Below are 15,319 nucleotides of genomic sequence, written 5' to 3'. Positions count from 1 at the left end.
GGTGGCGCGGCGGTTCCACCTCGGGCGTGAACATTCCAGGACACGCCCCCGTTCCCCCCTCCGCTAGCGGCACGGAGCGGCCGTCGGCACCGCGCTGAACACGTTGTCCGGCGGCGGCGAGCCCGGCGCCACCGGGGTCGGCGAGGGGCTCGGACTGACGCCGGCCTTGGCCGCGCCGCGGGCCGAGGTGGCGGTCGGGGCCGGGCCGGTCGGGGTGGCCAGGGCGGTCGGTATGTGCGGGGCGGTCGGGCAGGCCGTCCGGCTGGCGGGCGCGCCGGCGTCGACCGGTACGGCGGTCGGCCGGATGCCGCAGCCGGAGGCCAGTACGAGCAGGAACAGCACGCCGGCGGTGCGGCGCAGGGTGGTGCGGGTGGGGGAGGTCACGTGGCGTCCTTGTGCTCGGCGCCGCCGGTGGGGCCGCCTTCGGCCCCGCCCGCGGACGGCGGCGGTGGCGGGGTCAGCGGCAGGGTGAGGGTGAACACCGCGCCGACCTCCCCGTTCGCCGCCGTGATCGTCCCCCCGTGGATCTGTGCGTTGGCCATCGCGATGGACAGCCCCAGGCCGCTGCCCTCGGAGCGGGCCCGCCCCCGGTCGGCCTTGTAGAAGCGGTCGAAGACGTGCGGCAGCACGTCCTCGGGGATGCCGGGGCCGCTGTCGGAGACCTCGACCACGACCGAGTCGTCGGTCTGCCGGACCTTGACCCGCACCGGCGAGCCGCCGTGCTTGAGGGCGTTGCCGATCAGGTTGGCGAAGACCACGTCGAGCCGGCGCGGGTCGACCACGGCCAGGATGCCGCGCGGGGCGTCCAGTTCGACCGCGTCGTACCAGGCCCGGCCGTCGATGCAGGACATGATCAGGTCGGCGATGTCCACCTCGTCGGCGACCAGCTTGGCGGTGCCCGCGTCGAAGCGGGTGACCTCCATCAGGTTCTCCACCAGGTCGGACAACCGCCGGGTCTCGCTGACCACGAGCCGGACGGCCGGCTCGATCATCGGGTCCAGCGACTCGGCCTCGTCCTCCAGGATGTCGGTCACCGCGGTCATCGCGGTCAGCGGGGTGCGCAGCTCGTGCGACATGTCGGCGACGAACCGCCGGCTCTGCGCCTCGCGCGCGCTCAGCTCCTCGACCTGCTCGTGCAGCGACTCCGCGGCCCGGTTGAACGTCCGCGCCAGGTCGGCGAGTTCGTCCGAGCCCTCGACCTCCAGCCGGGTGTCCAGGTGCCCCTCGCCGAGCCGCTTGGCGGCCTCGCCGAGCCGCTTGACCGGCCGCAGCACGGTCGCCGAGGCGGCCTGGGCGAGCAACGCCGAGCCGATCAGCGCGAGCAGCGTCGCGATGGCCAGCGACCAGCCCAGCGTGTTGAGGTCGGCCCGCTCGTTCTCCAGCGACTTGAACATGTACGCCGTCGGACCGTTCGGGAGCACCTTGGTGCCGCCGATCACGAACGGGCGGCCCTCCAGGTTCTGCCGCTGCCAGTACAGGTGGTACGGGTACGGGTTGCTCTCGGTGACCTCGCGCGGCTTGGCGACGGTGGACTGCAGCGCCGCCGGGACGTCCGCCAGCGTGAAGTGCGTCGGGTCGGAGGAGGCCGGGCACTCCGGGTGCGCCGGGTCCACCACGACCACGTCGTAGGTCAGGCCGGAACTCGCCACGGTGGAGGCCAGCGCGGAGAGCTCCGGACAACTGGCGTTCAGCGGCAGGTCGGAGACGTTGCGGCTGAGCGAGACCCGGAAGTCGTTCAGCGCGGTGTCCTGGGCGCGCTTGAGCACCGCGTCGCGGTTCAGCCAGTACGCGATGCCGGAGGCCGAGACGGCGGCGAGCAGCGCGACGGCCGCGAACACCGCGATCAGCCGCACCCGCAGGGAGCGCAGCCGCCGCCACGGGCCGGACGAGAACCGTCGGGCAGTCTGCTGATGGTCAGTCACAAGAGCCTGTCGTGATACGGGAGTTCAGAATGGGAAGGGTCAGGCGGGCGGGTCCAGCCGGTAGCCGACGCCGCGTACGGTGCGGATCAGCGTCGGTGCGGACGGCACGTCCTCGACCTTGGCCCGCAACCGCTGCACGCAGGCGTCCACCAGGCGGGAGTCGCCGAGGTAGTCGTGCTCCCAGACCAGCCGCAGCAGCTGCTGGCGGGAGAGCGCCTGGCCGGGGCGGCGGCTGAGCTCCAGCAGCAGCCGCAGCTCGGTCGGGGTGAGCTGGAGGTCCTGGCCGTCCTTGGTGACGGTCATCGCGGCCCGGTCGATCACCACGCTGCCGTACGCGGAGGAGTCCGAGCTCTCGCGCTCGCCGCGCCGCAGCACCGCCCGGATCCTGGCGTCCAGCACGCGCGGCTGCACCGGCTTCACCACGTAGTCGTCCGCACCGGACTCCAGCCCCACCACCACGTCGATGTCGTCCGAGCGCGCGGTGAGCAGGATGATCGGCAGCTGGTCGGTGCGGCGGATCCGACGGCAGACCTCGAAGCCGTCGATCCCGGGCAGCATCACGTCCAGGACGATCAGGTCGGGCCGCTGCTCCTTGAAGAGCCTCAGGCCGTCCTCGCCGGAGGCGGCGGTGGCCACGCGGTGGCCCTGGCGGGTGAGGGCGAGTTCGAGGCCGGTACGGATGGCGTCGTCGTCCTCGATCAGTAGGAGGAAAGGCACGGGCCCCATTTTGGCTTACGGGAAGCGCCGATTCACCCCCCGGACCGGTCACTGCCCGTATGGGAACCGGAAGGACGGCCGCCGGCGTCCGGTACGGAGGGAGGCGGACCGGGACGAAAGGCCCGCCCCTGTGACACCCCTGTGACAGTCGGCGGACAGCGCCATCACAACCGGCGGGCAGGATTTTCCATGTCGCCGCAGGACAGCGGGCCGCAAGGGCCGGCTGGAGGGCGGCAACAGGAACCGCTCGTACCGATCCAAGGGGGCGCACGATGAACGCCATGCTTCAGACCCGGACCAACCCGGCTGTCCGCACCGCGCGTTCGTCAGCGACCACGCACCGGACCCGGTACGAGATCAGGACCGACGAGAACTCCGGTGCCGTGACCGTACGGGGGTGCGCGCACAGCACCGGTGGAAATCCTGTCGCCCGTCGGGTGAGCGGCGGCGGCAGGACGGGGGAGCTGTACGGGATCGGCCGACTGGGGAGTGCGGTCGACTCCGCCAACACCCTCACGCTGCGGGGGATCCTCCCCGTCCGCGTCGAGGGCAAGGACAACCGGGGGAACAACGGCCTGCGGGCGGTCGGTTCGGGGGAGCCGACCGGTCGCGAGGCCGCCGGTGCGACGCTGTTGCGGCTGAACCCCGCACCGGCCCGCACCACCGAGGCGGGACAGGGAGACGCGCAGGGGGAGCACCCGGCCGTCGCGGAGGACCACATCACGGAGTTCACCGCGTACGTGCGCGAGCGCCGCGCCTCCCTGTACGCCACGGCGTACCACCTCACCGGTGACCGCTACGAGGCCGAGGACCTGCTGCAGAGCGCGCTCTTCAGCACCTACCGCGCCTGGGGCCGGATCACCGACAAGGCCGCGGTCGGGGGCTACCTCCGCCGCACCATGACCAACCTGCACATCTCCGCCTGGCGGCGCCGCAAGGTCAACGAGTACCCGACCGAGGAGCTGCCGGAGACGGCCGGCGACACCGACGCGATGGGCGGCACCGAGCTGCGCACCGTGCTCTGGCAGGCGCTGGCGAAGCTGCCGGAGAACCAGCGGACCATGCTGGTGCTGCGGTACTACGAGGGCAAGACCGACCCGGAGATCGCCGACGTGCTGGGGATCAGCGTCGGCACGGTCAAGAGCAGCATCTGGCGCGCCCTGCGCCGGCTGCGTGACGACGAGCACCTGAACAAGTCGGGCGACACCGTCCGGGCGTTCGGCGAGCTGGTCGCGTAGGACCAGGGGGAAGAGGACTCCCGTCGGGGGACGGGTAGCGGACGGTTACGGTTCGGGGGCGCCGGCTCGGGGGAGCGGTGCCTGTGGGGAGCCGAGGCCGTTCGGCAGGCGACGGCCCGGTGCGGGGGAGACGCACCGGGCCCGTCGTCGTTTTTTCCGTCGTCTCCGTCGTTCTCCGTCGTCGTGCCGTCGCGGTTCAGACCGCGGAGAGCTCCCGCTGCCCGGCCGCCGCGCGGACCCGCCGCCCGGCCTCCGGCCCGGCGCACGGGTACGAGCCGAGCTCGACCTGCCGGCCGACGATGGCCCGCTCGGCCCGCATCAGCCGGAAGCCCCGGCGCAGCAGCACCGGCAGCGACTTGCGGCCCTCGCGGACGTCCCGGCGCAGCCGGCGCCACGCCGTGGTGAGCGCGCCGTTGCGCAGGCACAGGGCGTCCCCGAGCAGGCCCTCGGCCGCGCACTCGGCGACGATCTCGGCGGCGAAGATGCCCTCGGCGATGAACGCGGTCGCGCCGCCCAGGTCCAGCGGGCGGGTGGAGACCCGGCCGTTGTCCGGGATCGAGTACACCGGCACCTCGGCGCGCCCGTGCTCGTACAGGGCGCGGATGGCGGCGACGGCCTGGTCGCGGTGCCAGGCGAGCGGGGAGTCCCAGTCCACGGCGCCGTCGGGCAGCCGGGGCAGGGTGGGGTCGTCCCCGTCCTTGTAGAAGTCGTCCAGCTGGAGCACCGGCAGACCGCTGCGCTCGGCCAGCGAGGACTTCCCCGATCCGGAGGGCCCGGAGAGCAGGATCACCCGGGCATGGGCTGTCGGCGCGGGATTCATGGGGGAGTCACTCACGGGACACCAGTCTGACGCATCCCGGCCGGTTGCCGAAACCGTCCGGCTCACACCTTCTGCGCTCACCGGGAAAGTCGACGGACCCGCGCCAGGGGGGGAGAGGCGCGGGTCCGTCCAATGACCGCCCGGGCCCTGGGGGGGAGAGGGCACTGGGGACGGTCAGTCTGTGGAGTTGTGACGCGGTGGAGCGAGGGAGGGTCAGATCCCCATCGGGTGCCAGACCGTCTTCGTCTCCAGGAACGAGAGTAGCCGGTCCGTACCGGGCGCACTGGTCCAGTCCTGGGCGAACGGGTCCAGCTCCGGACGGACCACCCGCTTCAGGGTATCGGCGGCGGCGGCCTCCAGGGCGGGCGCCGCGCCGGGACCGTCGGCGGCGATGGCTCCGGTGAGGTCCAGCGCGTTGACGTCCTGGTGCGAGGCCAGGGTGGGGGCGATGTCCGCGGTGCGGCCCGAGATGATGTTGACCACGCCGCCCGGGACGTCCGAGGTGGCGAGCACCTCGCCCAGCGACAGCGCGGGCAGCGGGGCGTCCGCGGCGGCCGCGACCACGACCGTGTTGCCGGTGGCGATCGCCGGGGCGATCACCGAGACCAGGCCGAGCAGCGAGTGCCCGTAGCCGGCCTGCGGGGCGACGATCCCGACCACGCCGGTCGGCTCCGGGGTGGAGAGGTTGAAGTACGGCCCGGCGACCGGGTTGGCGCCGCCCGCGATCTGGGCGACCTTGTCCGTCCAGCCCGCGTACCAGACCCAGCGGTCGATCGCGGCGTTCACCAGCGCGGCGGCCTTCTTCGGGCCGATGCCCTCGGAGAGCGACACCTCGGCGGCGAACTGCTCGCGCCGGCCCTGCAGCATCTCGGCCACCCGGTACAGCACCTGGCCGCGGTTGTACGCGGTGGTGCCGGCCCAGCCCTTGACCGCCGCGCGGGCGGCCAGGACGGCGTCGCGGGTGTCCTTGCGGGTGCCCAGCGGGGCGTTGGCGAGCCACTCGCCGTTGGAGTCGGTCACCTCGTACACCCGCCCGCTCTCGGAGCGCGGGAACTTCCCGCCGACGTACAGCTTGTAGGTCTTGAGGACGTCAAGACGCGCGAAGGTCGTGTCAGACATCGAGGTAGGCCTCCAGACCGTGGCGGCCACCCTCGCGGCCGTAACCCGACTCCTTGTAGCCGCCGAACGGCGAGGTCGGGTCGAACTTGTTGAAGGTGTTGGCCCAGACCACGCCGGCCTTGAGCCTGTTGGCCATCCAGAGGATGCGAGAGCCCTTCTCCGTCCAGATGCCGGCGGAGAGGCCGTACGGGGTGTTGTTGGCCTTCGCGACCGCCTCGTCGGGCGTGCGGAAGGTCAGCACCGAGAGCACCGGGCCGAAGATCTCCTCCTGGGCGATCCGGTGGGCCTGGCTGACGCCGGTGAACAGGGTCGGCTTGAACCAGAAGCCGGTGCCCGGGAGTTCGCACTCCGGCGACCAGCGGTCCGCGCCCTCGGCCTCGCCGGCGTCGGTCAGCTCGGTGATCCGGGCCAGCTGGGCGGCCGAGTTGATCGCGCCGATGTCGGTGTTCTTGTCCAGCGGGTCGCCGACCCGCAGGGTGGCCATCCGGCGCTTCAGGGCATCCAGCACCTCGTCCTGGACCGACTCCTGGACCAGCAGGCGCGAGCCCGCGCAGCAGACGTGGCCCTGGTTGAAGAAGATGCCGTTGACGATGCCCTCGACCGCCTGGTCGATCGGCGCGTCGTCGAAGACGATGTTGGCGGCCTTGCCGCCCAGCTCCAGCGACAGCTTCTTGCGGCTGCCGGCCAGCTGCTTGGCGATCGCCCGGCCGACCGGGGTGGAGCCGGTGAAGGCGACCTTGTTGACGTCCGGGTGCGCGGTGAGCGCGGCGCCGGTGCGGCCGTCGCCGGTGACGATGTTGACGACGCCCTTCGGCAGACCGGCCTGGCGGCAGATCTCGGCGAAGCGCAGGGCCGTCAGCGGGGTGGTCTCGGCCGGCTTCAGGACGACCGTGTTGCCGGTCGCCAGCGCGGGCGCGATCTTCCACGCCAGCATCATCAGCGGGAAGTTCCACGGGATGACCTGGCCGGCCACGCCCAGCGGGCGCGGGTTGGCGCCGAAGCCCGCGTAGTCCAGCTTGTCCGCCCAGCCGGCGTAGTAGAAGAACCACGCGGCGACGGTCGGGATGTCGAAGTCGCGGGTCTCGCGGATCGGCTTGCCGTTGTCCATCGACTCCAGCACGGCCAGCTCGCGGCTGCGCTCCTGGATGATCCGGGCGATCCGGAACAGGTACTTGGCGCGCTCGCTGCCGGGCAGCGCCGACCAGTCGGCGAAGGCCTTGCGGGCGGCGGCGACGGCGCGCTCCACGTCCTCGTCGGTGCCCTGGGCGAACTCGGCGAGCACCTGCTCGGTGGCCGGGTTGACCGTCTTCAGGGCCTCGCTGCCGGAGGAGTCGACGAACTCGCCGCCGATGAAGTGGCCGTAGGAGGTGGCGATGTCGCCCGCGGCGGCGGGGGACTCCGGGGCCGGGGCGTAGGCGAAGAGGCCTCCGGCCGGCTTGGCCGCGGGCTCCTCGATGTTCTTCTTCTTGGCCATGGTGATCAGTCCACCGTCACGTAGTCGGGGCCGGAGTAGCGGCCGGTGGCGAGCTTCTGGCGCTGCATCAGCAGGTCGTTGAGCAGGCTGGAGGCGCCGAAGCGGAACCAGTGCGGGGTCAGCCAGTCGTCGCCGAGCGTCTCGTTGACCATCACCAGGTACTTCATGGCGTCCTTGGTGGTCTTGATGCCGCCGGCGGGCTTCACGCCGACCTGGACGCCGGTGGCCGCGCGGAAGTCGCGGACGGCCTCCAGCATCAGCAGGGTGACCGGCGGGGTCGCGTTGACGGTGACCTTGCCGGTGGAGGTCTTGATGAAGTCGGCACCGGCCAGCATCGCCAGCCAGGAGACCCGGCGGACGTTGTCGTAGGTCTGCAGTTCGCCGGTCTCGAAGATCACCTTGAGGTGGGCGGAGGTGCCGTCCGGGCGCTTGCACGCCTCCTTGACGGCGACGATCTCGTTGAAGACGTCGAAGTAGCGGCCGGAGAGGAAGGCACCGCGGTCGATCACCATGTCGATCTCGTCGGCGCCCGCGGCCACCGCGTCGGCGGTGTCGGCGAGCTTGACCGGGAGGGCGGCGCGGCCGGCCGGGAAGGCGGTGGCGACCGAGGCGACCTGGATGTCGGTGCCGCGCAGGGCGTCCTTCGCGGTGGCGACCATGTCCGGGTAGACGCAGATGGCGGCCACGCGCGGGGCGGTCGGGTCGGTCGGGTCGGGGGTCCTGCCCTTGGCGCACAGGGCGCGCACCTTGCCGACCGTGTCCGCGCCCTCCAGCGTGGTCAGGTCGATCATGGAGATCGCCAGGTCGATGGCATAGGCCTTCGCCGTGGTCTTGATCGAGCGGGTACCGAGGGAGGCGGCGCGGGCTTCGAGGCCGACCTGGTCGACGCCGGGCAGGCCGTGCAGGAAGCGGCGGAGCGAGGCCTCGGACGCCGCAACGTCCGCGAGGCCGCTGCCCGCAACGCCGGGGGCATTGGCTGCAACAGTGGACATAGTCACCAGACCAGCATATCTACGCGCGTAGTCGACCGCTAGGGCGACCACCTTTCCGGCCGCCTTTCGTGGCCGGACCGAGACCTCGGCCACGCGGAACCCCGGCCCGCCATTCGTGGCCGGACCGAGACCCGCCGGTGAGGGGCGGATGGGGCAGAATCGACGCCATGACCGAATCCGACGGCAAGCCCCACCAGGGCCCGGCCGCCCCCGGCGGGGAACCCGAGTACGCGGACCGCGTGTACCGCTCCGTCCCCGGCGTGATCTCCGGCGTGCTCCTGCTCGCCGTCGCCGCCTGGCTGATCGGCGACGCGGTGGTGACCGGCACCGGGAAGACCCCGTACGTCGCCCTCGCGGCGGTGCCGGTGTTCGCCTTCCCGGTGATCGCCTACACGCTGCGCCCCGCGGTGTTCGCGGGCCGCGACCGCCTGGTCGTCCGCAACCCGTGGCGCACCATCACCGCCCCCTGGGGCTCGGTCGCCGCGCTGCGCGCCGGGTACTCCGTCGAGCTGCTGGCCGGCGGGAAGAAGTACCAGGTGTGGGCCGTCCCGGTCTCGCTGCGCCAGCGCAAGCGCGCCACCCGGGCCCAGAGCCGCGGCAACGCCGAGCACGCCTCCCGGACGGGGCTGGGGCTGGGACTCGCCGGCCGGACCAACCCGGTCGTCCAGGGCTCCCCCGACCCCACCCGCGCCTGGTCCGACCAGGTGACGGACGTCCTCCAGGAGATGGCCGAGCGCAACGGCACCCGCCCCGACGCCGCCGGGCCCGTGGTCGTCCGCTGGTGCTGGTGGGTCATCGCCCCCGCCCTGGTGGGCCTCGTCGCCCTGATCACGGTGATCGCCGTCTGAACCCGGATGCGCGAGGGCCCGCCGGTACGGAACCGGCGGGCCCTTTCACGTACGGCGTCAGATGCCCGCGGCCTCGGCGAGGTCGCGCTTGACGGCCGCCAGCAGCTCGGCGGCGCGCTCGCGGGCGGCGGCCAGGTCGGCGGCAGTGGCGACCGGGAGGACGACCTCCAGGTAGCACTTGAGCTTGGGCTCGGTGCCGGACGGGCGGACCACGATCCGGGCCGAGCGGACCGGGTCGCCGGCCAGGTAGTAGCGCAGGCCGTCGGTGGGTGGCAGGTCGGCGGAGCCGGCCGAGAGGTCGTCGGCGCGGGTGACGGCCAGGCCGGCCAGGACGGTCGGCGGCTGCTCGCGCAGGCGGCGCATCGCGTCGGCGATCAGCGAGAGGTCCTGCACCCGGACGGACAGCTGGTCGGTGGCGTGCAGGCCGTGCTCCAGCGCCAGGTCGTCCAGCAGGTCGCTCAGCGTGCGGCCGGACTTCTTGAGGGTCGCGGCGAGCTCGGCGACCAGCAGGGCGGCGGTGATGCCGTCCTTGTCCCGGACGCCCTGCGGGTCGACGCAGTAGCCGAGCGCCTCCTCGTAGCCGTAGCGCAGGCCCTCGGCGCGGGCGATCCACTTGAAGCCGGTCAGCGTCTCGGCGTACGCCAGGCCCGCGGCCTCGGCGATCCGGCCGAGCAGGGTGGCGGAGACGATGGTGGTGGCGAAGGTGCCCTCGGCCTTCTTGGCGACCAGGGCGGAGCCGAGCAGCGCGCCGACCTCGTCGCCGCGCAGCATCCGCCAGCCGGCGGAGCCGTTGCCGCTGCCCGCCGCGTTGCCGTTGACCGGGACGGCCACCGCGCAGCGGTCGGCGTCCGGGTCGTTGGCGATCACGATGTCCGGGCCGACCGCGGCGGCGGTGCGGAAGGCGAGGTCCATCGCCCCCGGCTCCTCCGGGTTGGGGAAGGCCACGGTCGGGAAGTCCGGGTCGGGCTCGGCCTGCTCGGCGACCACGGTCGGCGCCGCGAAGCCGGCCCGGCGGAAGGCGGCGACCAGGGTGTCGCGGCCGACGCCGTGCATCGGGGTGTAGACCACGTCCAGCTCGCGCGGGCTGTGCTCGTCGACGATGGAGACGGCCCGGGTCAGGTAGGCCTCGATGACGTCCTCGCCGAGCACCTCCCAGCCCTCCTCGGCGCGCGGGACGTCGTCCAGCGAGCCGATCGCGTCGATGTGGGCGGCGATCCCGGCGTCGGCCGGCGGGACGATCTGCGAGCCGTCGCCCAGGTAGACCTTGTAGCCGTTGTCCTGCGGCGGGTTGTGGCTGGCGGTGACGGTCACTCCGGCGGCCGCACCCAGGTGGCGGATCGCGAAGGCCAGCACCGGGGTCGGCAGCGGGCGGGGCAGCAGCGCGGCGCGCAGGCCCGCCCCGACCACCACGGCGGCGGTGTCGCGGGCGAAGTCGTACGACTTGTGCCGGGCGTCGTAGCCGATCACGACCAGGTCGCCGAGGCCCTGCTCCTTCACGTACGCGACCAGGCCGGCGGCGGCCCGGATCACCACGGCGCGGTTCATCCGCATCGGGCCGGCGCCGAGCTCGCCGCGCAGGCCCGCGGTGCCGAACTGGAGGCGGTCGGAGAAGCGCTCGGCGAGCTCGGACCAGGCGAGCGTGCAGTTCTCCTCGGCCTCCGGGCCCTCGGCCCGGGCCAGCAGGGCGGTCAGCTCCTCGCGGGTCTGCGGGTCGGGGTCCTCGGCCAGCCAGGTACGGGCCCGGGCGAGGAGGTCGGTGGTGGGTGCCTGCGTCATGGCTTCCAGAGCTCCATCGGGAAGTGCATCGGTGGGTCGGCCGGGGGCCGGAGGGTTACACGCGAAGAGAGGAAGAGGGGGCACATGCGGACGGGGCCCGCGGGAAGGCGTGATCAGCGGATCACGCCGCCCGAGGGCCCCGTCACTCATGATTCTGCGCCCGGCAGGCGTCAGATCCGCTCCAGGACCTTCGCCAGCAGCTCGCCCATGCGCTCGGCGGAGGCCTTGCCGGCCTCCAGGACCTCTTCGTGGTTGAGCGGCTCGCCGGTCATGCCGGCGGCCAGGTTGGTGACCAGGGAGATGCCGAGCACCTCGGCGCCGGCCTCGCGGGCGGCGATGGCCTCCAGGGTGGTGGACATGCCGACCAGCTCGCCGCCGATCACCCGGGCCATGTTGACCTCGGCCGGGGTCTCGTAGTGCGGGCCGCGGAACTGGACGTAGACGGCCTCGTCCAGGGACGGGTCGACCTCGTGGCACAGGGCGCGCAGGCGCTTGGAGTACAGGTCGGTGAGGTCGACGAAGTTGGCGCCGACGATCGGGGAGTCCGCGGTCAGGTTGATGTGGTCGCGGATCAGCACCGGCTGGCCGGGCGTCCAGCCCTCGCGCAGGCCGCCACAGCCGTTGGTGAGGACGACGATGCCGCAGCCGGCCGCGGCGGCGGTGCGCACGCCGTGGACGACGGTGGCCACGCCGTGGCCCTCGTAGTAGTGGTTGCGGCCGAGGAAGATCAGGGCGCGCTTGTCGCCGATCTTCACCGAGCGGATCTTGCCGGCGTGGCCGGCCACGGCGGGGGCGGGGAAGCCCGGGAGCTCGGTGACCGGGAACTCGGCCACGGTCTCGCCCAGGGCGTCGGCGGCCGGCACCCAGCCGGAGCCCATCACCAGGGCGACGTCGTGCCGCTCGGCACCGGTCAGCTCGCGCAGGCGCTCGGCGGCGGCCTGGGCGGCGGCGTAGGGGTCGGTGGAGACGACCGACTGAGGAGAAGCGTTCACGGGAACGAGGATAGACGGCTTTCGGCTACGCGCGTAGAAGATCCGCGTACGGCATGCCGGATCGTTACGCGGTTGACCCGAAAGCACAGCTCGGTGGCGCTTTCGGGTGACCGGGTCTGTCGATACGTACAGAAGGGAGGGCCGGCCGTCAGCAGGGGCGGCGGCGCAGGTCCAGCACGTAGTCGTCCGGGGCGCCGGCGCTCTCGGCGGCGTCGGCGATCAGACCGAGGTAGCGGGCCGCGGGCAGGCCGCCCTCGTAGTCGTTGAGCACGTACGTCCAGACCGGGATGTCGCCGTCCAGGGTCTGCGCGCGCAGCCTGATCTTGCGGTAGATGCCGAGCTGGACGCCCTCCCAGCGGTCCAGGCCCTCCTCGTCCATCGGCGCGATGTCGTAGAGGGAGACGAAGACCTGGTCCTTCCCGTCCTCGACGACGGTGGCCAACGAGCCCTCCCAGCCGAGCTGCTCGCCGCCGAAGGTGAGCCGCCAGCCGTCCAGCCACCCCGTGCCGCGGAGCGGGGAGTGCGGGGCTCGGCGGGTCATCTGCCGGGCATCGAGGTTGGTGGCATACGCGGCGTAAAGGGGCATGGGTGCCAGCGTAGCCCGGTCGGCCCACGGTCTGGGGTGACTGGATGAACGTACCGAGCGCGGACCCCGTTGTGGCGCCGCATCCGCCGTGCGGGACAATGGGGTACGTGACTCGGATCGTGATCATCGGTGGCGGACCCGGCGGCTACGAGGCGGCCCTGGTGGCCGCTCAGCTCGGCGCGGAGGTGACCGTCGTCGACCGCGACGGTCTGGGCGGATCGGCGGTGCTCACGGACTGCGTGCCGTCGAAGACCCTGATCGCGACCGCGGAGGTGATGACCACCTTCGACAGCTCGTACGAGGAGCTGGGCATCACGGTCGACCGGGACGGCGCCGCCGCGGACCGGGAGACCAAGGTCATCGGCGTGGACCTGGGCAAGGTCAACCGCCGTGTGAAGCGCCTCGCGATCGCGCAGTCCCACGACATCACCCAGTCCGTCACCCGCGCCGGGGTCACCGTGCTGCGCGGCCGCGGCCGGCTCGGCGCCGGCGGGCAGGCCGTGGACGGCTCCCGCGAGGTGCTGGTGGACGCCCCCGACGGCACCGTGCACTCGCTGCGCGCCGACGCGGTGCTGATCGCCACCGGCGCCCACCCGCGCGAGGTGCCGGACGCCCAGCCGGACGGCGAGCGGATCCTCACCTGGACTCAGGTGTACGACCTGGACGAGCTGCCGCGCGAGCTGATCGTGGTCGGCTCCGGTGTCACCGGCGCCGAGTTCGCCGGCGCGTACCAGGCGCTCGGCTCCAAGGTCACTCTGGTGTCCAGCCGCGACCGGGTGCTGCCGGGTGAGGACCCGGACGCCGCCGAGGTGCTGGAGGACGTCTTCCGCCGCCGCGGCATGAACGTGATGAGCCGCTCGCGGGCCGAGAGCGCCAAGCGGATCGGCGACCGGGTCGAGGTCACCCTCTCCGACGGCAAGGTGATCGAGGGCACCCACTGCCTGATGGCGGTCGGCTCGATCCCCAACACCGCGGACATGGGCCTGGAGGAGGCCGGGGTCAAGCTCAACGACTGGGGCCAGATCCAGGTCGACCGGGTCTCCCGCACCAGCGCCCCGGGCGTGTACGCGGCCGGCGACTGCACCGGCGTCTTCATGCTCGCCTCGGTGGCGGCCATGCAGGGCCGGATCGCGATGTACCACGCGCTCGGTGACGCGGTGCAGCCGCTGAACCTGAAGACCGTGGCCTCCAACGTCTTCACCGACCCGGAGATCGCCACCGTCGGCTACACCGCGGCCGACGTGGAGTGCGGGAAGATGGACGCCGTCGTGGTCAAGCTGCCGCTGCGCGGCAACCCGCGGGCGAAGATGCAGGGCATCCGGGACGGCTTCGTGAAGCTGTTCTGCCGTCCGGGCACCGGCATCGTGGTCGGCGGCGTGGTCGTCGCCCCGCGGGCCAGCGAGCTGATCCACCCGATCGCGCTCGCGGTGGACGCCAATCTGACGGTCGAACAGGTGGCCAGCGCCTTCACCGTCTACCCGTCGGTCTCCGGCTCGACCGCCGAGGCCGCCCGGCAGCTGCACATCCGCAAGCGGTCCGACGGCGAATCCTGAGCTCAAGGCGCACAGTTGAGGGCGGCTGCCGATCGGCGGCCGCCCTTCGCGCGGGCATGACCATCACCCGGACGGCAGGCGCAGTTCCGGGTTGTTGACGGCGCGTATTGTACGGTCATGCGCCGCTCTTGCGTGAGCAATTCCCGCTACCAGCTGCAAACGCCTGAAAGCAGACGGTCACGCGGGTTACCGTCGGTTCTGTGTTTGCAGCAGAACGTCGCCAGTTGATCCTCGAAATGGTGCGCGCCAACGGAGCGGTCTCGCTCCGGGAGTTGGCCCGCGTCGTCCAGACCTCCGAAGTGACCGTGCGCCGCGACGTGCGGGCGCTGGAGGCAGAAGGGCTCCTCGACCGCCGGCACGGCGGCGCGGTGCTCCCCGGCGGCTTCAGCCGCGAACCCGGCTACCCGCAGAAGACCCACCTGTCCGCGGCGGAGAAGAGCGCCATCGCGGACCTGGCCGCCGGCCTGGTGGAGGAGGGCGACGCGGTGGTGGTCGGCGCCGGCACCACCACCCAGGAACTGGCCCGCCGGCTGGCCCGGGTGCCCGGGCTGACCGTGGTCACCAACTCGCTGCTGGTCGCCCAGGCGCTGGCGCACGCCAACCGGGTCGAGGTGGTGATGACCGGCGGCACCCTGCGCGGCTCCAACTACGCCCTGGTGGGCAGTGGTGCGGAGCAGTCGCTGCAGGGGCTGCGGGTCACCAAGGCCTTCATCTCCGGCAGCGGGCTGACCGCCGAGCGCGGGCTGTCGACCGCGAACATGCTGTCCGCGAGCGTGGACCGGGCAATGGTGCTGGCGGCCGCCGAGGTCATCGTCCTCGCCGACCACACCAAGCTCGGCGCGGCCGGCATGTTCCAGACGGTCGCCACCGAGACCATCACCCGGCTGGTCACCGACGAGCAGGCCACCGCGGACGACGCCACCGCCCGTGAGCTGGACGCGCTCGCCGACTGCGGGGTGCAGATCGACCTGGCCCCGCTCGGCGTCGCCACCGGCGGCGACGCCCCGGTGCACGGCACCGGCAGCGGCCCGGTGCACCAGACCCAGCCCGGCCCGATGGGCCGTCGGCCCGTCCCGCCGCCCGGTGGCGCCCCGTTGCCCGGCCAGCGCCGCCCCGGCACGCACGGCGGGCCGGTCGGCCCGGGTGGGATGCCGGTCCGGCTGGCCGAGATGGGCCTGCCGCGCGGGCGCTGAGCCCGGCCCGCCGCGGCGCGGGGTAACGCGACCGGTCCGCACCCCCCGAAGGGAGTACGGACCGGTCGAAGATTGACGGAGCCGGCGTC

At 72.8% G+C, this 15,319-nt stretch carries 14 protein-coding genes; 4 read left to right on the top strand and 10 right to left on the bottom strand.

Annotated elements, in window-relative coordinates; genetic code table 11:
* Positions 1-63: 63 nt before the first annotated feature.
* Genes ACIG5E_RS27860 through ACIG5E_RS27850 form a run of 3 tightly spaced genes read right to left on the bottom strand, consistent with a single transcriptional unit; the run spans position 64 to position 2,639 of the window.
* Positions 64-384, bottom strand: a complete 321-nt coding sequence (locus ACIG5E_RS27860) for a hypothetical protein (protein WP_396537814.1) — start codon at positions 382-384, stop codon at positions 64-66.
* Positions 381-1,922 (bottom strand): ATP-binding protein, encoded by a 1,542-nt coding sequence (locus ACIG5E_RS27855; RefSeq protein WP_396537812.1) that lies wholly within the window; start codon positions 1,920-1,922, stop codon positions 381-383. Before ACIG5E_RS27855 ends, ACIG5E_RS27860 begins: the two co-directional genes overlap by 4 nt.
* Before the next feature lie 39 nt (positions 1,923-1,961).
* Positions 1,962-2,639, bottom strand: coding sequence for a response regulator transcription factor (locus ACIG5E_RS27850; protein ID WP_030257458.1), 678 nt, complete (start codon positions 2,637-2,639; stop codon positions 1,962-1,964).
* Between the two features lie 272 nt (positions 2,640-2,911).
* Between ACIG5E_RS27850 and ACIG5E_RS27845 the strand changes: the two genes are divergently transcribed.
* Entirely contained in the window at positions 2,912-3,877 is a 966-nt protein-coding gene (locus ACIG5E_RS27845) for a SigE family RNA polymerase sigma factor (protein ID WP_396537810.1), read from the top strand.
* A 196-nt stretch (positions 3,878-4,073) separates the two neighbouring features.
* Here ACIG5E_RS27845 and ACIG5E_RS27840 read toward each other — a convergent pair whose 3' ends face one another.
* From ACIG5E_RS27840 to deoC, 4 genes are all read right to left on the bottom strand, one after another.
* Positions 4,074-4,712 carry an ATP-binding protein gene (locus ACIG5E_RS27840; protein ID WP_396537808.1) on the bottom strand — a complete coding sequence of 213 codons (639 nt, stop codon included), beginning with the start codon at positions 4,710-4,712 and terminating at the stop codon, positions 4,074-4,076.
* 198 nt (positions 4,713-4,910) lie between these two features.
* Positions 4,911-5,816 (bottom strand): aldehyde dehydrogenase family protein, encoded by a 906-nt coding sequence (locus tag ACIG5E_RS27835; protein ID WP_396537806.1) that lies wholly within the window; start codon positions 5,814-5,816, stop codon positions 4,911-4,913.
* Positions 5,809-7,290: an aldehyde dehydrogenase family protein gene (locus tag ACIG5E_RS27830; RefSeq protein ID WP_396537804.1), complete on the bottom strand. Its 1,482-nt coding sequence runs from the start codon at positions 7,288-7,290 to the stop codon at positions 5,809-5,811. The genes ACIG5E_RS27835 and ACIG5E_RS27830 overlap by 8 nt, the downstream gene beginning before the upstream one ends.
* Before the next feature lie 5 nt (positions 7,291-7,295).
* Positions 7,296-8,282: a deoxyribose-phosphate aldolase gene (deoC, locus tag ACIG5E_RS27825; RefSeq protein WP_396537802.1), complete on the bottom strand. Its 987-nt coding sequence runs from the start codon at positions 8,280-8,282 to the stop codon at positions 7,296-7,298.
* A 167-nt stretch (positions 8,283-8,449) separates the two neighbouring features.
* Between deoC and ACIG5E_RS27820 the strand changes: the two genes are divergently transcribed.
* Positions 8,450-9,130 carry a PH domain-containing protein gene (locus ACIG5E_RS27820; protein WP_396537800.1) on the top strand — a complete coding sequence of 227 codons (681 nt, stop codon included), beginning with the start codon at positions 8,450-8,452 and terminating at the stop codon, positions 9,128-9,130.
* 57 nt (positions 9,131-9,187) lie between these two features.
* On the opposite strand, the gene ACIG5E_RS27815 is transcribed toward ACIG5E_RS27820, so the two are convergent.
* The 3 genes from ACIG5E_RS27815 to ACIG5E_RS27805 all read right to left on the bottom strand — a co-directional run bounded on the left by ACIG5E_RS27815 (position 9,188) and on the right by ACIG5E_RS27805 (position 12,484).
* Positions 9,188-10,906: a phospho-sugar mutase gene (locus ACIG5E_RS27815; protein ID WP_396537798.1), complete on the bottom strand. Its 1,719-nt coding sequence runs from the start codon at positions 10,904-10,906 to the stop codon at positions 9,188-9,190.
* A gap of 170 nt (positions 10,907-11,076) precedes the next feature.
* A complete protein-coding gene (locus ACIG5E_RS27810; protein WP_396537796.1) occupies positions 11,077-11,898 on the bottom strand; it encodes a purine-nucleoside phosphorylase in 822 nt (273 codons plus the stop codon).
* A gap of 148 nt (positions 11,899-12,046) precedes the next feature.
* Positions 12,047-12,484: a gamma-glutamylcyclotransferase gene (locus ACIG5E_RS27805; RefSeq protein WP_396537794.1), complete on the bottom strand. Its 438-nt coding sequence runs from the start codon at positions 12,482-12,484 to the stop codon at positions 12,047-12,049.
* Between the two features lie 98 nt (positions 12,485-12,582).
* On the opposite strand from ACIG5E_RS27805, the gene ACIG5E_RS27800 reads away from it, so the two are divergent.
* Both ACIG5E_RS27800 and ACIG5E_RS27795 read left to right on the top strand, forming a co-directional pair.
* Complete coding sequence (locus ACIG5E_RS27800) at positions 12,583-14,037, top strand: NAD(P)H-quinone dehydrogenase (RefSeq protein WP_396537792.1); 1,455 nt, start codon at positions 12,583-12,585, stop codon at positions 14,035-14,037.
* Positions 14,038-14,273: 236 nt separating this feature from the next.
* Positions 14,274-15,230, top strand: coding sequence for a DeoR/GlpR family DNA-binding transcription regulator (locus tag ACIG5E_RS27795; RefSeq protein WP_380422337.1), 957 nt, complete (start codon positions 14,274-14,276; stop codon positions 15,228-15,230).
* Positions 15,231-15,319: the final 89 nt, after the last annotated feature.

Origin of the sequence: Kitasatospora sp. NPDC053057 (assembly GCF_044546945.1) — a bacterium.
In the GTDB taxonomy this organism is placed as follows: domain Bacteria; phylum Actinomycetota; class Actinomycetes; order Streptomycetales; family Streptomycetaceae; genus Kitasatospora.
This window is presented reverse-complemented; position numbering and strand designations above follow the sequence as displayed.

Bases quoted from the DNA above. Each gene is read 5' to 3' on its own strand.
- ACIG5E_RS27845 (WP_396537810.1), top strand. From the start codon at position 2,912: ATGAACGCCATGCTTCAGACCCGGACCAACCCGGCTGTCCGCACCGCG.
- ACIG5E_RS27835 (WP_396537806.1), bottom strand. From the start codon at position 5,816: ATGTCTGACACGACCTTCGCGCGTCTTGACGTCCTCAAGACCTACAAG.
- ACIG5E_RS27830 (WP_396537804.1), bottom strand. From the start codon at position 7,290: ATGGCCAAGAAGAAGAACATCGAGGAGCCCGCGGCCAAGCCGGCCGGA.
- deoC (WP_396537802.1), bottom strand. From the start codon at position 8,282: ATGTCCACTGTTGCAGCCAATGCCCCCGGCGTTGCGGGCAGCGGCCTC.
- ACIG5E_RS27820 (WP_396537800.1), top strand. From the start codon at position 8,450: ATGACCGAATCCGACGGCAAGCCCCACCAGGGCCCGGCCGCCCCCGGC.
- ACIG5E_RS27815 (WP_396537798.1), bottom strand. From the start codon at position 10,906: ATGACGCAGGCACCCACCACCGACCTCCTCGCCCGGGCCCGTACCTGG.
- ACIG5E_RS27805 (WP_396537794.1), bottom strand. From the start codon at position 12,484: ATGCCCCTTTACGCCGCGTATGCCACCAACCTCGATGCCCGGCAGATG.
- ACIG5E_RS27800 (WP_396537792.1), top strand. From the start codon at position 12,583: ATGGGGTACGTGACTCGGATCGTGATCATCGGTGGCGGACCCGGCGGC.
- ACIG5E_RS27795 (WP_380422337.1), top strand. From the start codon at position 14,274: ATGGTGCGCGCCAACGGAGCGGTCTCGCTCCGGGAGTTGGCCCGCGTC.